Source organism: Bacteroides sp. Phil13 (assembly GCF_001940965.1).
Taxonomy (GTDB): domain Bacteria; phylum Bacteroidota; class Bacteroidia; order Bacteroidales; family Bacteroidaceae; genus Bacteroides; species Bacteroides intestinalis.
The window spans coordinates 53,815-72,988 of record NZ_MSHA01000016.1 but is presented as its reverse complement, the minus strand read 5'-3'; the positions used below and the strand labels follow the sequence as shown (position 1 = coordinate 72,988).

Genomic DNA, 19,174 nt, shown 5'->3' with positions numbered 1-19,174 from the left:
GAGTACAGCGGTACTCCTTTTTTTATATCCATACTTTCCGATACTACTCTTTTTCCATCCCTTCACCATACCAACTCCGTGTCAAGTCCATACCAAGTCCGTACCAAGTCCAAGTGTATAGACATGGAACTAATACGGAGTAGACAGAGCTTTGACTATGTTCAGAGAATAAAAAGCAGAAAAACAAACTGTTAGAAAAAACAAAAAGTTAGAACTACTATTATAGAAAAAAGCAGTTCCATTTGGGTAGTTTCGTTATTCTCTGTATTTTTGTTCCGTAACCATCAGTTCCGTAATGGCCATTACGGAACTGATGGTTACGGAACTGTATTATATCTACGTAAACATTTGATTATGAAATTCTACGATAGGGAACAAGAAACAGCCAAACTGCAAGAGATACAACAGAAATCTCTTCTTCAAGCTCAAATGACCATCATTACCGGACGAAGACGTATCGGCAAAACTCAATTATTGCTAAATGTCACTGCAGGTCAACCTACACTCTATTTCTTCGTAGCCCGCAAAGCAGAAGCCGATCTTGTCGTTGACTTCCAGACAATCGCAACCCGCAATCTGGGGATTCCTTTCTTCGGACAGGTAACTTCCTTTGCCGAACTGTTCCGCTTTCTTATGGAGTATTCCGCCATGAACCCATTCAATCTCATTATTGATGAATTTCAAGAGTTCTTCAATATCAATCCCTCCATTTACAGCGAAATGCAGCACTATTGGGATATCAACAAAGACAAAAGCAGAATGAACCTTTTACTTAGCGGATCTGTCTATTCGCTAATGCAAAAGATATTTCAAAATAGCAAAGAACCGCTATTTGGCAGGACCACTGCATACATCCGACTAAAACCATTTCGTACAGATGTGCTGAAACAGATACTTTCTGATCATAATGCACGCTATACAGATGAGGATTTATTGGCTTTATATGCATTTACCGGTGGTGTGGCAAAGTATGTTCAACTTTTTATGGATAATGGTATATATACCAAGAAGAAGATGTTGGATTATATGATACAAGAAGATTCACTCTTCATCAGTGAAGGGAAAAATATGCTTGTCGAAGAATTCGGAAAAGATTATGCAGTCTACTTTTCTATTCTTGCAGCCATAGCAAGAGGGGAAAATACACGCGCCAAAATAGAAGCGGTTGTGCAGAAAGAATTAGGCGGGTACCTCTCCCGCTTGGAAAAAGATTTCAATCTGATAGAAAAACGTATACCACTATTGGCAAAAGTAGAAACGAAGAATGTACGCTATTGCCTGTGCGATAACTTTCTATCTTTTTGGTTCCGTTTCATCTTCAAATATTATTATATGGTGGAAATTGGTTCCTTTACGATGTTGCGTGAAATCATTGAACGCGATTATGAGATATTCAGCGGTCAAATACTGGAGAGGTATTTTGCCACGCGCTTCATGGAAAAACAATGTAGCACTCGTATCGGTGGTTTTTGGGATAGAAAAGGAGAAAATGAAATAGACCTTATCACACTGAATGACTTGGAGAAATCTGCCCGGATCATTGAAATAAAACGCCAGAAACGGAAGGTTGACATGGAACGCCTACGGATAAAAGGCGCATTTTTCATTGAAAGCACCGGACTAAAAGATTATCAAGTAGAATATTTAGGACTGTCTATGGAAGACATGTAGTCTTCCAGACATAAAGAAAGCATTTTCTTTATTCCACCTCCATAAAGGCAGAATTTCAAGTATTTCAGCAACATACTCTTTTATCTCTAAAAGGGAAAATAGAAAAATCCTGCATATACAGTGACATGCATATGCAGGATTCTCGTATAATATACTTCATTTATGCATTTTTTTGATGAAAAGAGCCTGTTCCTTGTTTGCAAAACACTAACTTCCTGTCGACAGGAAGTTAGTGTTTTGCAAACGAGAAGTTAACTTCATTCAGAAAGAACACTTCTTTCATTAGAAAGAAACAGTACTTTCATTAGAAACGAGCAATATATCGACTTTTTAGAGTTGTAAATTATTCGCTATACGCCTGACAGTATGTAGTCTACAAAAATAGAATTCTTTCTTTTCTTCCATCCGGTAGAGCAGGGCGAAAGAACAGATTCTAAAGCTATTAAATATGCAAAGTGTCAGAATGACTTATTTCATTTCTTCCTCTTCCTTGCCGCAAGCGGATAATCCTTCTTCACCTCAAACGAATAGCTGCCGGAAAGAAGTTTCAAAACTACCTCTCCATTTCCTTCACTGATAAATTCTATTCCTTTACACCTCCGGACAGGTTTCGTTTTCTCGCGAACATCCCTCAATGATGCAGTCGGCAGATATAGGGTAGCTGTAGTATTGGCAGGTACAGTGAAAGTATAACGAATCACTCCGCTCTCCACTTTCCAGCCACTTTCAATACGTCCATACATAGAATCATAATATCCCCGTGCATACGTCATCTTCCCGGTTGGATCGGGCATCGGCTTCAGAACGAACTGCTTGAAACCGGGAAAAGTTTCATCACGCTGTATTCCCAAAGAGTAATTGTACATCCAGGCACCCACGGCACCGAAAGAATAATGATTGAAAGAATTCATGCGATTGTTTCCACCAAAGCCATCCGTGCGAGTATAAGAGTTCAGACGTTCCCAGATGGTAGTGGCTCCCTGTTCAATGGAATAAAGCCACGAAGGATAACTGGTCTGCTGAAGTAGCCTGTAAGCCAAGTCTGAATGCCCGTAGTCAGACAAAGCCTTATTGATCCATGATGTGCCGATGAAACCTGTCATCAGAGAGTAAGACGGGCATTGCTGACCTCTGTCCGTGGTATTCTCCCTTCTCACAGTCTCTGCAAGATTGGCAATCACCTTATTACGATTCTCTTCATCAATAATATTGAAAGCCAACGGAAGCACATACGAAGTCTGTATATCGATATGTGATCCTTTCTTCTCAGGGACAAAAGCCGAAAATAGGGTCTTTCCGGTCTCAGGCTCTATATACGTTTTATTGAAGAAATCCTTCCGGGCGGCATGCAGTTCACGAAACCACTCGGCATCGGTAACCTTACCAAGGACAGTCGCCATCTTAGCCATCAACTCCAAATCATAAATGAAGTAGGCTTCCCATACCAGAGATTTGTCATTCTTCTCATCCTCCAGCCCCAGCCAATCACACAAATCACCCCACGAACGAGTTTGAACAATCAGGTTGGTTTCTGTTTCGATGGTATTATCGATGATGTATTGAATATAGCGTTTCATGGCGTCATAGTGTTCGCTCAACAAAATGGTATCCCCATATTGCTGGTAACACTCCCAAGGCACTGTGATTCCGGCACTTCCCCACAGCAGACCGCCAAAACCACCACCCAATGGAGCAATATCCGGAAAACGACCATCCGTCCGCTGAACATCACGCATAGAACGAAGATAGCGTCTCAGGAATTGCGGAACATCCGCCAGATAAGTTGCCGTGCGCGAGAAGACAGAAATGTCTCCTGCCCATCCCAGCCGTTCATTGCGTTGCGGACAGTCCGTAGGAATAGAAAGGAAGTTTCCATAAGAAGACCAGGTTATATTCTTCCAAAGCTGATTCACCTGAGTATTGGAAGTCTCGTAGCGTGAAGCTAATTCGTGTATAGAGCTTAGTACTACCCCTTTCACCGCTCCCACAGGCAACGGTTTATCAATGCCTGTGATCTCTATAAAGCGGTAGCCATGATAGGTGAAGCGGGGAGAGATGGTTTCCTGCCCACCTTTGGCTATATAAACATCCTGAGCCATAGCGGCACGGATATTCTCCAGCATAATCATACCGATATTCCCTTCGTATTCCGGCAAATCGGGATATTTCACCTCAGCAAAACGCAATGTAATTTCCGTTCCGGGTTTCATGCCCGATAAACTAATCCGGGGAACTCCTACCATATTCTGCCCCATATCATACACAAACACACCGGGGCGGACTTCTTCCACCGAGAGAGCCGTCAACTCATTTATTTGTTTCACCGTCTGACCAAACTGCCCGATAAGTTCAAAGCCTGAATAATCATTCACCCACGGCATATTCGGATTACCTACCGTACTGATATTACCTTCCAAGGCAACTTCATGAGCCGGTTTCCAGGCAGATGCATCATAAGAGGCCATGCTCCATCCTTCCACTGCCGTTTCCCTTAAAGCATCATACACTTCGCCCTGGAAGAAACTACCGTAAGCAATAGGACCTTCACTGAAATACTGCCAGGATAACGGATCAGTTACCACCACATCGGTCCGGCCATCTGCATACGTGATAACCAGTTTTGCTAATAAAGATTGGCGGTCACCGAAGAAGTTCCAATTGTCTCCCGTAAAGGTAGCCCCCCCACTCCACCAGCCTTCTGCCAGTAAAGCGCCAAGGGCATTTCTGCCGGAATGAACATACTCCGTTACATCAAACGTCTGGTACAGGTGGGTTTTATTATACTGGGTGATTCCAGGATTAAAATAATCTTCTCCTATACGCTTGCCATTCAGATAAACCTCATAAATACCACGTGAAGTAACATACAAGCGCGCTTTGGTTATTTCTGTATGCGGAGTAGAGAAAACCGTACGAAGCATAGGGGCAGAATTGCCTTTGGGAGTGAAAGTACGAAAAGCACCGGAAACATCGCCATCTATCCAGTTATTCCCTTCTTTACAAGTAGTTATCACATTCGAAGGACTTCTGAAATTAGCAATCTCCATCTGCGGGAAAATAGCAGATTGCCCTGCGGGAACATCAAAACCGACATCGCCTACCACCGGGAAAGCAATAAAATCACCTCCCTGTCCCAGCGGATTCAGATTTACCCAACCAATCTCTTCACCACCATCCACATAGAATCTTGTAAACCCCAAATCGGAAGTAAGGCTTATGGTATGCTGTGCATACTTGTTGTTTTCATGAATCCATGTCAGCGGAACAGGGAAACTTTTGAAAGGAACGCTTCCCTGATCGTCCGGATGGTATCCCACACGATACACATTCAGCATTGCCTTTTTACCCGAAGCGAGTGAATCAATGCTCAATTCTATTTTAATATAAGATTCATCTTTTCCATTCTGCAAGTGATACAGGTTCTTATTCTTATCCATCAGACGCTTATCATTCGCTCCGTAGACAAAGCCTGCACGTGTACTTTTTGACTTTTCATCCAGTTGAAGTGAAACATTCAGCCTGAATACCGGGAGATAGTGAGAATAGAGCATCCTGTCTTTATCTCCGCCACCTATCCACTTGGCACCACTCCATCCCTCGTAAGGGGAAGTTTTACTCATTAATCCTGTCTCAAACCAAGAAGTTTCCGATGATTGTTCGCCTCTTTGATTCCAAACGTTGACCGTCCAGAAATAGCAGGTAGCAGGTTGCAAAGGAGCACCGGCGTATTCTATGTTCAGTGACAGGTCACTCGACACTTTTCCGCTATCCCATGCCAAACTGCCCATTTCATCAGTCACTATTATCTGATAGGCCTTCTGCGAATAACCTCTTTCGGTATCCGGCACCACCATTTGCCAACTGAAACGCGGCTTTTCTACATCGATACCTAATGGCATTTCGGCATATTCCACCTTGAGTTTTTTTATAGAAACAGGATTTTCCGTAGTGGCATACAATAGAGTAGGAAAGAAAAAACAAATAAACAAAACAGATAAAATGTGAGTTCTATATCTTTTCATACATGACGTTTTTAGAGTTATAAAAGAGATTAGGCAAGCAAAGATAATAAACTTGCCCAATCTTTTTATTATGAGACACTTATTTTATTATTGGCAGGATGCTATTTGCTCTGCTTCTAAAACAATAGAAGTTTCATTTAATTATAACTCAAAAAAAGTCGAGATGTTTTTTTATATTGCCTATTTCAAACAATACTTTTGGGTTACATAAATCTTGTGCTGTAATCGTATATCCTGACTAGAACTGCCAATCATCAGCGAAAAGCTTCCAGGCTCCACAACCCATTCATCATCTTGCATATATAACATCATAGACTTTTTATTCAGCGTAAATGTAACGATCTGAGATTCTCCTGCCTCCAAATGTATTCGTTCAAAAGCACGCAACTGCTTTGCTGGAGTTGTATAACTACTTACATCATCACAGATATAAAGCTGCACAACCTCATCTCCGGATTTCTGTCCAGTATTAACGATCTTCACCCTAATATTTACAATACAATCATCTGTTGTCTCATTTAATGTCACTTCCATATCCGAGTATTCAAAAGAAGTATAGCTCAATCCATATCCGAAACAATAGCGTGGCACTCCAACCTCTTCAAGATATTTATTGCGGTTTCCTGTTCTCTTCGGATTATAATATACAGGGAGTTGTCCAACGGAACGGGGTATCGAAATACTTAGTCTCCCTCCGGGATTATAGTCTCCAAAAAGAACATCAGCTAGAGCATTGCCCCCCTGCATGCCAGGATACCAAGCATCAATAATGGCATCGACTTCTTGAATTATACCTTCTAAAAGTAAAGGACGCCCTTTTATCAATACTAATATTATTGGCTTTCCCAATTTCCTAATTTCTTGAATAAGTTCCAACTGCAAGCCCATAAGATTAAGCGTCGCTCTATCATATCCTTCTCCACTTTCCATATCACTGATTAAATTAGCAGATACTTTTGCTGCACCTGTTTCTTCATATTCAGATGAAAAATCGCGCGCACTGGATCCTCCCATAACCATAATAACAACATCTGCGGAAGCCGCTGCATTCAAAGCGTCACGAATGCCGATACGGCTGGTGTCACGTATAGCGCACCCTTTTGCATAAATCACATCTTCATTATCAACCTTATTCTTAATGCCTTCGAGAACTGTAACTACCGAAGCTGTAGTCTGCGGTGCAGTATAATCTCCCAGCATATTATATATATTGTCTGCATTTGGACCGATTACAGCGATTTTCTTACTATAGTTTTTCTTTAAAGGCAAAATATTATCCCGATTTTTTAATAAAACAATAGATTGGCGCGCTACTTCTCGTGCCAGTTCCAAATGTTCAGAATTTGCCACCATTTCCGGAGCTGCCTTTTCGTCAACAAAGGGACTATCAAAGAGCCCCATTCTAAATTTAAGTCTCAGGATTCGACTAACCGATTGATCTAATACTGCCGGAGATACATCTCCCTTTTTCACAGCTTCACCTAATTGCTCACCATATACATTCATTCCCAAATCATTATCCAAACCTGCATTTACAGCTTTCACAGCTGCTTCATAATCGCTGGCAGCTACGCCATGCTCTCTTAATCTTCCAATGGAACGAAGATCGGAAATAGTAAATCCTTGAAAACCCCACCTATCTCTTAGGACTTTGGTAAGTAGATGGTAGTTAGCAGTAGAAGGAATCCCATCAATTTCATTGTATGAGCTCATCACTGATAATGCTCCTGCATTTATCGCCTCTCGGAAAGGAGGCAAAATAGCTTCTTCCATTTCGCGAATACCCACATGAGCGCTAGCCCCATTATGACCTCCTTCGGTCCATCCATAAGATGCGAAGTGTTTCAAAGTAGAAAGAAGACTTTCTCCGAGGTTAAAGTCATCCCCCTGAAAACCGCGTACAAGTGCTTCTCCCATTTTGCCTATGAGAAACGGATCTTCGCCATACGTTTCTTCAACCCGCGACCAACGTGGGTCACGCGCTAAGTCAAGTACTGGACCATAACCGATATGAGCTCCTTGTGCTCTTGCCTCTTTGGCTATGGCACGTCCCATTTGTTCTATCAATCTGGGATTCCAAGTACTAGATTGCCCTATAGATGTCGGGAAGACAGTTGTACCAATAGCCATGTGACCATGAGGACATTCTTCCGCAAGGAAAAGAGGAATACCCAAACGGGTATTTTCAATCACATATCGTTGAAGCTTATTAACCGCTTTAGGAGCCAAAGTTGGATTAAGCCCAGTTTTCAAAGTACGCTGTGTCCAAGGATCCGCACGCATAAATCCCCACAACGAACCAATATGATATTTATCAAGTTCTTCCCTTAGTCTTTTTGTCAATCGGACATCATCCCCCACACGCTCATACATGTGCCAACCCAGAGAAGTCAACATCTGCCCAACCTTTTCTTCTAGTGTCATTTGTGAAAGGATGTCTTCTACACGGGATTCTATGTCTAAAGTAGGATTCTCGTATATATCCATTTTCCCATTTTTGTTCAGATCATAGAACAATATATTCGTTTTCTTATCCTTGACAAGCTTAACAATTTCCTTTCCCTTTGCATAAAACGGGAAAAAAACAAGCAATACAAATATGATATTAGTTAGTTTCATTCTCACCATATTATTTCTATCATTTAGTCTTGCTATTAAAGTCGAAAGTAGTTTTCACTTCATAGCAATCGTATTTATTGAATTGATTACAACAACTGTCCCATCTCCTTTAATTTTATTCTGAGCCGGGTTACGTCTATACTATGCACATCAATAGTGTCGGCCTTATAAATTAATCCGGCCGCCGTCCCTACAGCTTCACCCGTTACTAAAGCAGGAGGCATGACTCGTAAGCTACCATGAGCATAATGGTCAGTTGATATACACCGTCCAGCAACAAATACGTTCTTTAATCCGATAGGCAACAAGCAACGTAGAGGAATACCATGTGATTCTCCTTTCCCATATTTCGGATATTTTGTCGCATCTTCCTTGTGTACGTCAATATAATAAGAATTACGCCCAATTCCATCCTCAAATTCCTTACGGTCCAGCCAATCCTCTAACGTGAAAGTATAATCACATTTTATTCGCCTACTTTCTCTTACCCCCATTAATGCTGCTGTCGCAGCCAAGTAGGAAGAAGCAAACGTTTTCGGTTCATACTCAGCTAATCCTTCCTGAAATTGCCGTGCAATTTTTCTCCCAGTTATCATCGCAGATGAAAGAGAAGCGGGATCAATACTATTAACCTTCACGTGCCCAGCATTAAAAGCCAGATATCCCGGTCCTGCATATTTATCATTAATATGATAATCTTTAATAAGATTGTACTTACCAGATTCAATTATTTTAAAAATGGGACTATCTTTCTTACTGGATTGAACAGTCCCTATCAATGAAAATTCATAAGGATCAATATTTGATAAAGCAAAACACAAAGAACCCTCTTGTACAGCCCCCTTATCATCTCCCATATCAAAGTCCGCTCCTGCCCAAGCTGCCAGATCCCCATCCCCCGTGCAATCAATGAATAACTTAGCCTTGTAAGCTGTTAGTCCTGCTTTGTTTGCAACAATAATAGCATCAACCATCTCTTTATTTTTCATTTCTACAGCTGCCATGTTAGAAAAGAATAATACAGAAACTCCTTGTGACATAACTAAGTCATCATAAACCACTTTTAAATATTCTGTATTGATAGGAACCCAATCATAGCCTCTTGCATGAGGAACTCCTTTCTTAGCTTCCATAAAAACCTTTTCAGCAATTCCTTTATATATAATCTTCTCTTTATCCGTAAACGGACACCATGCATTCAAAAGACCGGAAGTTCCCATCCCTCCCAACGCTCCGGTACTTTCAATAATTAGAACCTTAGCACCTTCACGGGCAGCAGCTGTCGCCGCTGCACATCCTGCAGGGCCACCACCCACAACTATCACATCCCACTGATTATTTACTTTTATTCTATTCTTGTTTAAGACTGCACTTCCATCAGTAGCCTCCACCTCTGCATTTACAATACCTGGAAATGCCGCTGCCAGAGCAATCATTCCAGACTTCTTCAAAAAATCTCTTCGTTTGATCATATTATACTACTCATTTATATTAATAACAATCTAATTTTCTACTCTCAATAATAACATCACCAATACCTTACCTCTTTAAACCACAATTCCAAAATCAACCGACAATATATTTCCCATACTTCAAACATGAAATTATCTTGGTTATGATATAGCAAATGATATATGTAACCAGTGCCGTCACCAATATTGTAATAGCAGGTGACATTGTAGAATTGCACAAACCAAAGACATATGGCAGAATTAACATGTGCATAAGATACATACCATAGCTCATACACGAAATATCACGGATTATTTTATAAGCTTTACCCGTATAACTGATTTTCTTAATAAACATAAATGCCCCAAAACTCATTAAAACTGGAGCTATTGAAGTAGTTTGCCAGCTTAATTCCAACTGCTGTACAGCTTCAACTGTAAACGAACGCGTATAAAATGACCAGACACAAAACAAATATCCTATTAAGAAACATGGAAGAGCCACATAAAGTGTCTTCTTCATAGACCAGTTTAAATACTTACGAATATAATGAGCCATTATTACATATCCCACATATCCAGATACATAATGGAACAAAGGAAATGGGTTCCACCAGCATTCCCCGAAAATATCCCCGAATATCTCATGAGCATGCCAAAATAAGGTGGTAAATAACCAAAGAGCTAAGAAAAATTCCTCTTCACGCCGGCTGACCTGCTTCAACCATGAAGATAAAATCGGCATAATCAAATAAATACCAAGGAGCATGTAAATAAACCACAAATGTGAAGCTCGCGGAATAAAATTGATGAAAATTTTCGACAGGTTATTTTTTACATCTATCATAGTATATTCTTCCCATAATATAGGAAGAACGGCATACATAACAAGCCATACAATAAAAGGAATGACAACCCGTATAAAGCGTTTACGGAAAAAAGTTTTAGTATCAGTTTTTAAAGGAACTAACAAATATGCAGAAGCAATAAGGAACAGTGGTACAGCCGGACGTACAAACCCATTGATTAAACATACGCTCCAACGCCCTGCCTCAGAGGGAAATGAAAAAGAATAATCATTCGAATAGATACACTCTGATGCATGTACTATCAATACCATTAAACAAGCAATAGCACGCAGCCAATCTAAAAAGATTACGCGGTTGGTATTAATCTGTTGAAGGTTACCAGTTTCAATCATAAATATTATATTAAATTTATATTGCTTAATATTAAAATTATCAATGCTATGTTTAAAGAGAAATTAGTTTATTGACTGATTCCCCAGAGGGAGGTACATCTTTTATCCCCCAGCTTTCATTAGCTTTATCTCCCATAACCAGTACAAGTTTGCCTCCATTTTTAATATCATCATGGCTAAACCAAGATTTATTCCATTCTTTTCCATTTAATATTGCCGATTGGATATACTTATTTTCTCTTGAGCAGTTTCTTGCTTCAATTTCAAAAAAAGTACCGTTACCAAGGTCCATTTTTATATATTCAAACAATGGACTCCCAATATTATAAATAGGTATACCAGGTGTTACTGGATAAAATCCCATTGCAGAAAAAACAACAAAAGCCGTCATACCTCCTCCATCTTCATCTCCCGGAACTCCCATCAAATCGTTTCGAAACCACTGGTCTAGTAATCTCCTAATCCTTTTTTGAGTTTTCCACGGCTCTCCAGCATAATTATATAAATAAGGAATATGCAAAGAGGGCTCATTCGCCATTGAAAATTGCCCTACATTACCTGTATGATCCGGCAATTGTGAATAAAAAGTATATTTGTTCTTACCAAGTGGTTCACGGAATGTCTGATCAAGATTCTGTATAAACTTTTGAGGTGACCCCATTAATGTAATTAAGTCAGCAATATTATGAGGTACATCCCAACGGTAAGTCCAGCCATTATTCTCTGCGTAATAATTCCGCGCACCTTGTCCACCTGAATAGCGATAATCAAAAGGTTCAATAAACCTTCCATCTTTATCTTTAGGATGGAAAAATGCAGTCTCAGAATTATAGATATTGCGATAATTAGATGAACGCTTCAAGAAATAATTATAATCTTCAACCTTCCCCAACCCCTTTGCTATCTGCGACAAACACCAATCGTCATAACAAGTACCAAGAGTAACAGCAATTGGTTGTCTTTTTTCATGGGAATGAACTGCTTTTACATATTCTTCTTCATCAGGCTGCAAAGCAGGGAAATAGCCTCTTTCCTGATAAAATAGATCCAACTCCGTATTAGGTATACATTTCCAAGGCAGTAAGCTTTTCTCTGTCAACGTTGCTTTGCATGCATTGTAAGCCGCATCCAGATCGAAACCACGCAGACCTTTATAATAAGCATCGCAAATTACCGCAACAGAATGATTACCATTCATCCGATGACTGTCCCCAGTTACTTCAGGGAAAGTGGGCATCCAACCTTCTTTTGACTGTTGAGCCATACGCAAATATGAATTTATCATGTGCACTTCCATTTCAGGCTCAATTAAAATACGCAAGGGATGAGTCGCCCGATAGGTATCCCAAATCCAATCATCGGTATAAAAAGGGATGCCATTATCATCGTGCACCTGACCATCGAAAGCACTGTAATATTTGCCGTCTTCGGATATATTAATCATGCGTTCGTAAGTACGGTAAAGTGAAGTATAAAAGACCACCTTGTCGCTCTCGGAACCTCCCCCCACTTCTATTTTTCCCAGAGTTTCATTCCAAATATCTTTACCAATTCGTGCTAAATCATCTACCTTGTAGGTATTGATTTCTCTCTCAAGATTCTCTTGTGCTTGTTCTTCGCTTATAAACGAAATACCGTATCTAACATTTACTACTTTTGAAGAAAATCCTAATACAATAGCTTCATTCTGCCCCTCAGCTGATGTCCGATTGTAATGGATTTCATTATTTATTATAGCTCCGGAGTTGACTATAGGTTGTTCCGCTTCCAAATACAGATAAACTTTTGTGGGTCCATTCCCTATCGTTTCATATCCGGAGACACCACACCCTGTTGTCTTTAGTTTTCCATTCCGACTATTAATAATGAGCTGATTAGTTTCACCATTAGCAAACTTTAAATTATAAAGTGCAGATTGATGGGAAGGGGCAAAATCTACTTCCACTTTCGCTTCATCCAGATGAACCGAGTAGCGGTAGGGGGTGATTCTTTCATTATCGTACGTATAATTGATTATAGGAGAAAATACATCTGACTGTTCACTCTTAGGACTAATACTGAAAGCAGAACGTCCACGATGGCTGGTTACTATTATCGGCAACCCAGAAATATAATCCGTTGTATATTCTCTCCTTTCGGGATAAACCCGAAGCATGCTGTTAGGCAAATGAACAGTTGGGAAAGTAGGTACCAACAAATGGCTGATATTCCCTATATATGGATTAACATAATCTATGGGAGTCTTGTTTACAATAACTTTATTACAAGATGATAGTATGGCCATGATTAAAACAGCCATCAGTAATAATACATACTTTTTCATGCTTATATATTTAAAAGAGGTTATATAGGATAATGCTCTCTGCAGTAAAGAAAATATAACTAATGTATACCCTGAAATGAGAGAATAACAACATACAGTTCATATCATAAAACGTGTCTCATACTGTATAGTTGCACCATTTCAGGGTACACCATTAAGTTATCATTTAATAGTATTTTTACAAATCATTTTAAAATTTGATAGTATTAAATGATTTTGCCTCCACTTTCAGACTTATCATTTTATCTTTATACCCGATATTCATTTCTTTATCAGTTTCTTCTTGATTTACTATCACAACTACTATCTGCCCATCAGGATTTTGAAATGCCAAATGATCAGTTCTTTCGTTTGTTATCAATCTGTACGCACCCGGCAATACATATTTGCTTATATGCTTCATGATATAGTATTCAGGGTTGTACTTTACCTCTTTGGTTTCTTTATCAATTGTTATGAGTGAATTTTGCCTCCAGCCCCAAGGACTTACTCCCGTTTGGTCAAGTATGAGGTTCCAATAGGCATAAACGCTGGCACCGTTAGTAAGATATTGATGCATGAGACTCCATGTGTATTCTGCCTGACTCCAAATATTGGCTCCGTTACCACATTCTGACTCGGTTTGTACATATTTCAAATGTGGATATTCTTTGCTGATAATTGGTATAGCCTTTTTACCAGACCATTGAAAGCCGACACCTTTTATATATTTAGCAGCTTTTTCATTGTTGAGCGCAGTTCTTACGTAATCAGCTATACTGGTATTTACAGTGCCAAAATAGATATCGGTCTTTATACCATCTTCTTCGAATTTAGGTCCAAGATAATCGCTAATGAAGAATGCAAGGTCTTCAGATCTCCATTTACAACTGGGGAACACCTGATTGGAGCATGGTTCGTTTTGTGGATAAACAGCGGAAATTGTAACTCCCTCTTTCTCGTAAGCCCGAATGAACTTAGAGAAATACAAAGCATAAGCTTTCAAATAGCCGTCGAGCATTCTAAAGCCTGTAGCATCTTTAGTATTATTTCTTTCTGCAGGTAAGCCGTTGAATCCTTTTGTACTAGCCGTACTGGCATAGTGGTTATTAGTCTTCATCCAAGCTGGGGGAGACCAAGGAGAAGCAAAGATGTGCATTCCGGGATTTTCCTTTTGTGCAGCTTTGATGAATCGTAAAAGGATATGACGATCACGAGCAATGCTAAAATTATCCATTGCAAAATCATCGGCCACATCATTGAATGAGTAAAAGTTCATTCCGAAATCGCTAGCCCCCATAGGCATACGATTGTAGTTAAAGTTAGCTTCCTGCGGGTTGAAAAGATTGTAAATAACCTTGTTGCGTTCTGTCTCTGAAAGCTCCATAAGGGCATCCCAGCCAAGTTCACTGAAACAACCGCCGAAGCCGTCTATCACTTGCGCTTTTTCACCGGTAATAGTAATATCGAACTGGGTACCAGCTAAGGCTTTTTCCAGTTTCACCTTGTTGGACGTTTGCCAACGATTGTTGTCAGTAGTCGAAACCCACTCTACACGTTGCGCACTGAGTGCGGCAACAAAAGAAAAGCTAATAAATAATGCTTTAATTCTGTAATTCATAATTTTAATTTTTAGTTAATACACTCCGATCTATTTATTAATAGTTTATTATCTTTTTGTTTTAATGCAGTAACGCAATTGGTTCTGATTCCCTTTCTACTATTATTCTGTGAGAGGTTGCTCTGTATTTCTACAGTGTTGCATCCCCTATATAGTGCATCTATATTGATACCGTCTTCATCATTGCCTTCTGTTAGATTGTTATTGATAGAGATATTTTCACTGTCGACACAATAAATACCTGAGAGCTTATTGCGGCACATTTCATTGTTTGAAACGGTTATCTTTTTGCAAAATGATATGCTGATACCATTACCCCAGGGTGAAGAACAGAATCGACTGTTAGTAACTGAACCATTGGTGACATACGATAAATTCAAGTTATGGTGAAATCCGGAACCGGGTACAACGGCGGCACCGTTATCTGTGAAATTACAACGGTTTATCTTGATACCTGAACCTCCTACTATGAGCATACCATTTTTGGTGAAATTTTGCAAGGTAACATTCTCAAATGTAAGGTTCTCAATTCGTCCACCGTTTTCGGAACGTATCATAATCCCCTCGCGGCTGGGAGCAAGCATATATAAACGTAACCGACGATCGTGATTGGGGTCACTATTTTCTTTTACGTTTATGGCACCTTCTATCAATACATCACGCAAAGTAAAATTACTGATGTTGTCTTCGGCATTTATGATTGTTGCTGTCCTCATCTCAGGACTAAGATATAACACGGACTGCTTGCCATAGCCACATAAAGTTATTCCACTGTAGATTTTGAGTGGAGCTTTCAATATGTGCACACCTTTTTCGAGGACAATACATTTTCCAGAACCTCTGTGTCTATCGATAACATCTTGTACGGACTCTCCAGGATTTACCCGGATTGAACCGGAAGGTATATCACGAGTAGGAGCATTGAGTGCTCCGATTTCAGTAGGCTTCAGGAAATCGAGCACAGGCAGTGTTTTCATCATCTGCCTACTTTTGACCGGATGGTATTTTAATCCGGTTAAAGTACCTATAGAAAAGGCTGGATGCACATGTTTCTGTATAAATTGTTTAGTATAAGGGAGCTCGGTTCCCTTTACATTGATATAATAATCATAAATAGATTGATAAATATCTTTTATAGTATCCATCCTGCTTGTAGAAAGAGTGCCATAAATATCAATATCATTACCCAGCATCACTTTAGCGGTAAATTCATAAGCATAGGCTAGTCTATCCTGTGCTACACCGTAAAGATCTATGCCTTGAGTACGGGCTGTTTGAGCTGCTTTTTCAAACTCACCTATGCCAAGTTGCGCATGATCCCAGTCGCGAATAGCTTCCTGCGATTGTCCCCCGGGATAGATGTACTTTGTGATTCCTGAATTTCCAGGTCCCCAAAGGTAACGGTCAATAGCTTTATTGAATATTTCACAGTTATCGGTGTAAACTGCTATGCATAACATAGTGCTTATCATTGATGCATCCCAGTTGCCATTAGCTTCGGTAAAGAAATCTTTAATAGTTGGGTATAAGATTGTTAATACCATCTTTTCAAATTGTGCCATATCCCGCTCGCTCCAACCAGCATCTGAGTATTTCAATATTTCAGCAGCATTCAAAAAATAATATCCCCACAAACCTACATTCAATTTGGCATTGTTAGCATCAAAACTATGCAACTTATACGCCCAGGCATTAAGTATCTCAATTGCCTTATCAGCGTATACTTGGTCTTTTGTTATATACCATACCAAAGAATGCTTATAAGCAGCCATAGCACTTTGATAAAACTCTTTACCTCCAAAACTGTTTACCCCATAAGCATCTTCAGAAACAAAAGCAATAGGACAAGGAACAAAGTTGAGAGAAGTCTGTTTTTTCAGATCGTTAAAAGCTGTTTTCCAAGGCTCATTACCTTGCAATACATTTGTCCGCATAAATTCAAGATCTTCATAACTTTGAGCCATTCCTGGATGTACAAAAGGTTTTGATGCATATATACTTATAGTCCGATTCTGCGGACGACTCATTTGTTTACTTCCAAAATCATAATTTGGTACACCTCCCATTCTGATTATAAGTTTCCCTCCTTGCATGATATCCTGATGCGTGATGTAAGTAAGGTCATATTCCTTTCCATTTAGCTCCGCACTCTGTATATAGATATTTTCGGGTGAATTATTAACAGCTTCTATCATGAACTTTTTACCATTTTCGTGATTAATAGTAACTTTATCAAATAACGGGCTGCCAAGTACATATTGACCGGATGCTGTAAATACTGGATAAAAGCCCAGCGAAGACATTATATACCAAGCCGACATTTGCCCGCAGTCTTCGTTACCAATAATTCCGTCGGGCCGGTCATGATAGAAATTTTTCAATATATAGCGAGTGAGACGCGCGGTTTTCCATTGCTGCCCGACATAAGCATATAGGTAGGCAATATGGTGACTGGGCTCATTACCATGTGCATATTGGCCGATACATCCTGTGAGGTCAAGCAAAATGTCTTCATCATTCCCCGAATCAAGAGAGAAGAAAGTATTCAGTTTGTCTGCAAAAGCTTTCTCTCCGCCAAGAAGTTCGATAAGTCCTTCTACATCTTGTGGAACAAGCCAGAGATATTGCCAAGGATTTCCTTCGGCGTAATCTGTAGCCCAAGGCTTTTTAGATTTTATAGGATGAAAGACGGGGTTCCAACTACCATCGGACATTCTCCCACGAAAGAATCCTACTTCCTGATCATAATAAAGTTTATAATTGCGGGCTCGTTTGCTGAAATATTCATAATCTTCGACCTTATTCATCGCTTTTGCCATCAGAGCAATACTCGCAGTACCTATGGCATATTCAAGCGCGGTGGCAACAGGACGGTTCTTCATCACATCCGAGGGTATTGCTTTGAAATCCCGGTCAAAATCCATTCCACGTACATCGCTCATAGCAACGGCTTTTAAAGCTTGAAATGCTCTTTCAGGATCGAATCCCTTATTACCTTTCATGTAGGCTTCAGCAATAATCTGAAGGCTGTTAATTCCTACCATTGTACCTGTATCATATCCGCGCAAATGCCAGATGGGCAGCTGCCCGGTTTGATCGTAAATAGCAAGCATACTATTCACAAAATCAGCAGTCCGTTTCGGGTCTATTATAGTATAAAGAGGATGCGCAGCACGATAAGTATCCCAAAGAGAAAAGATTGTGTAGTTATCGAATCCGGGATTTTTGTGTACTTTCCAGTCGGAACCCATATAATCACCGTTCTGATCGTTGAATAGGGAAGGATGGGTCATCAGATGGAACATAGCGGTATAGAATATCCGTTTATCCGACTCATTCGGGGTCTCAACAATAATCTTAGATAATTCTTTATTCCATTTCTGTTCTGCTTGTTTAACAGTTTCCTCAAAATTCCAATGAGGGATTTCCGCTTTTATATTCATAATGGCACTCTCTGAACTGACAGGAGATATCCCAACTTTCAGGGATACTGTTCCAGGAGATTTAGCAAAAGAAATTAAAGATTTGATAGATTTGCCTCTCCCTTTCTTTCCAGGAATGAACTTTACATCTTCATAAATTGAGAAATCATGAATCGGGACGGACAATTTAATAGCAAAAAACACTCGCTGTTTCTTTCCCCATCCTTCAGACGAACGATATCCTTTTATCGTATATTTATCTACCAACTCCATATACGTATCAACCGCTCTATCATTTATGCCTTCATTCAAATCAATGATAATACGGGCATCCTTTCCTTGTGGAAAAGTATACTTATGATATCCCACGCGCTCAGATGCGCTAAGTTCAACATCAATATTATAATCATCCAAATTCACACTATAGTAGCCAGGGGTTACTTTTTCAGTTTTACGAGAGAATTTGGATGCATAGCCACTATACCGTTCTTTTTCTTTCCCCTTATTCAACTTTACGTCTCCCATATATGGCATAACTAAGATATCTCCAAGATCCCCTATTCCCGTTCCACTCAAATGTAGTTGAGAAAATCCAACTATTACACTATCTCTATAATTGTAACCTGAACACCAGTCCCATCCCTTATAAAAATTAGAAGGACCGACCTGAACCGCACCATATGGTACATTAGCTCCGACAAATACATGACCATGACCTCCCGAACCAATAAAGGGGTCAACATAATCTATTATTTTTTGCGCTTGTAAACTATGCAGCATACACAAGCATACAAATAATACATACATTTTTTTACTCAGTTCCATACTTTTATTTGATTATCTTTTTCCAAGTACTTTCTGTTCT

The 19,174-nt window shown here is 39.7% G+C and carries 8 protein-coding genes; 1 reads left to right on the top strand and 7 read right to left on the bottom strand.

Annotation, left to right across the window (positions count from 1 at the left end):
• Nucleotides 1–354: 354 nt before the first annotated feature.
• Complete coding sequence (locus tag BWI44_RS02960; protein ID WP_286811274.1) at nucleotides 355–1,671, top strand: ATP-binding protein; 1,317 nt, start codon at nucleotides 355–357, stop codon at nucleotides 1,669–1,671.
• 473 nt (nucleotides 1,672–2,144) lie between these two features.
• Here BWI44_RS02960 and BWI44_RS02955 read toward each other — a convergent pair whose 3' ends face one another.
• The 7 genes from BWI44_RS02955 to BWI44_RS02925 form a co-directional block, all read right to left on the bottom strand.
• The gene (locus BWI44_RS02955; protein WP_286811272.1) at nucleotides 2,145–5,693 is read right to left on the bottom strand and encodes a family 78 glycoside hydrolase catalytic domain; all 3,549 of its coding nucleotides are present in this window, start codon (nucleotides 5,691–5,693) and stop codon (nucleotides 2,145–2,147) included.
• Nucleotides 5,694–5,873: 180 nt separating this feature from the next.
• Nucleotides 5,874–8,312, bottom strand: a complete 2,439-nt coding sequence (locus tag BWI44_RS02950) for a glycoside hydrolase family 3 N-terminal domain-containing protein (protein WP_286811269.1) — start codon at nucleotides 8,310–8,312, stop codon at nucleotides 5,874–5,876.
• Between the two features lie 86 nt (nucleotides 8,313–8,398).
• Entirely contained in the window at nucleotides 8,399–9,784 is a 1,386-nt protein-coding gene (locus tag BWI44_RS02945) for an FAD-dependent oxidoreductase (protein ID WP_195546448.1), read from the bottom strand.
• A gap of 94 nt (nucleotides 9,785–9,878) precedes the next feature.
• Nucleotides 9,879–10,964, bottom strand: a complete 1,086-nt coding sequence (locus BWI44_RS02940; RefSeq protein WP_286811259.1) for an acyltransferase — start codon at nucleotides 10,962–10,964, stop codon at nucleotides 9,879–9,881.
• 52 nt (nucleotides 10,965–11,016) lie between these two features.
• The gene (locus BWI44_RS02935; RefSeq protein ID WP_286811254.1) at nucleotides 11,017–13,287 is read right to left on the bottom strand and encodes a GH92 family glycosyl hydrolase; all 2,271 of its coding nucleotides are present in this window, start codon (nucleotides 13,285–13,287) and stop codon (nucleotides 11,017–11,019) included.
• A gap of 190 nt (nucleotides 13,288–13,477) precedes the next feature.
• Nucleotides 13,478–14,887 (bottom strand): glycoside hydrolase family 30 protein, encoded by a 1,410-nt coding sequence (locus tag BWI44_RS02930; protein ID WP_052574763.1) that lies wholly within the window; start codon nucleotides 14,885–14,887, stop codon nucleotides 13,478–13,480.
• A gap of 11 nt (nucleotides 14,888–14,898) precedes the next feature.
• A complete protein-coding gene (locus BWI44_RS02925) occupies nucleotides 14,899–19,134 on the bottom strand; it encodes a GH92 family glycosyl hydrolase (RefSeq protein WP_286811244.1) in 4,236 nt (1,411 codons plus the stop codon).
• Between the last annotated feature and the right edge of the window lie 40 nt (nucleotides 19,135–19,174).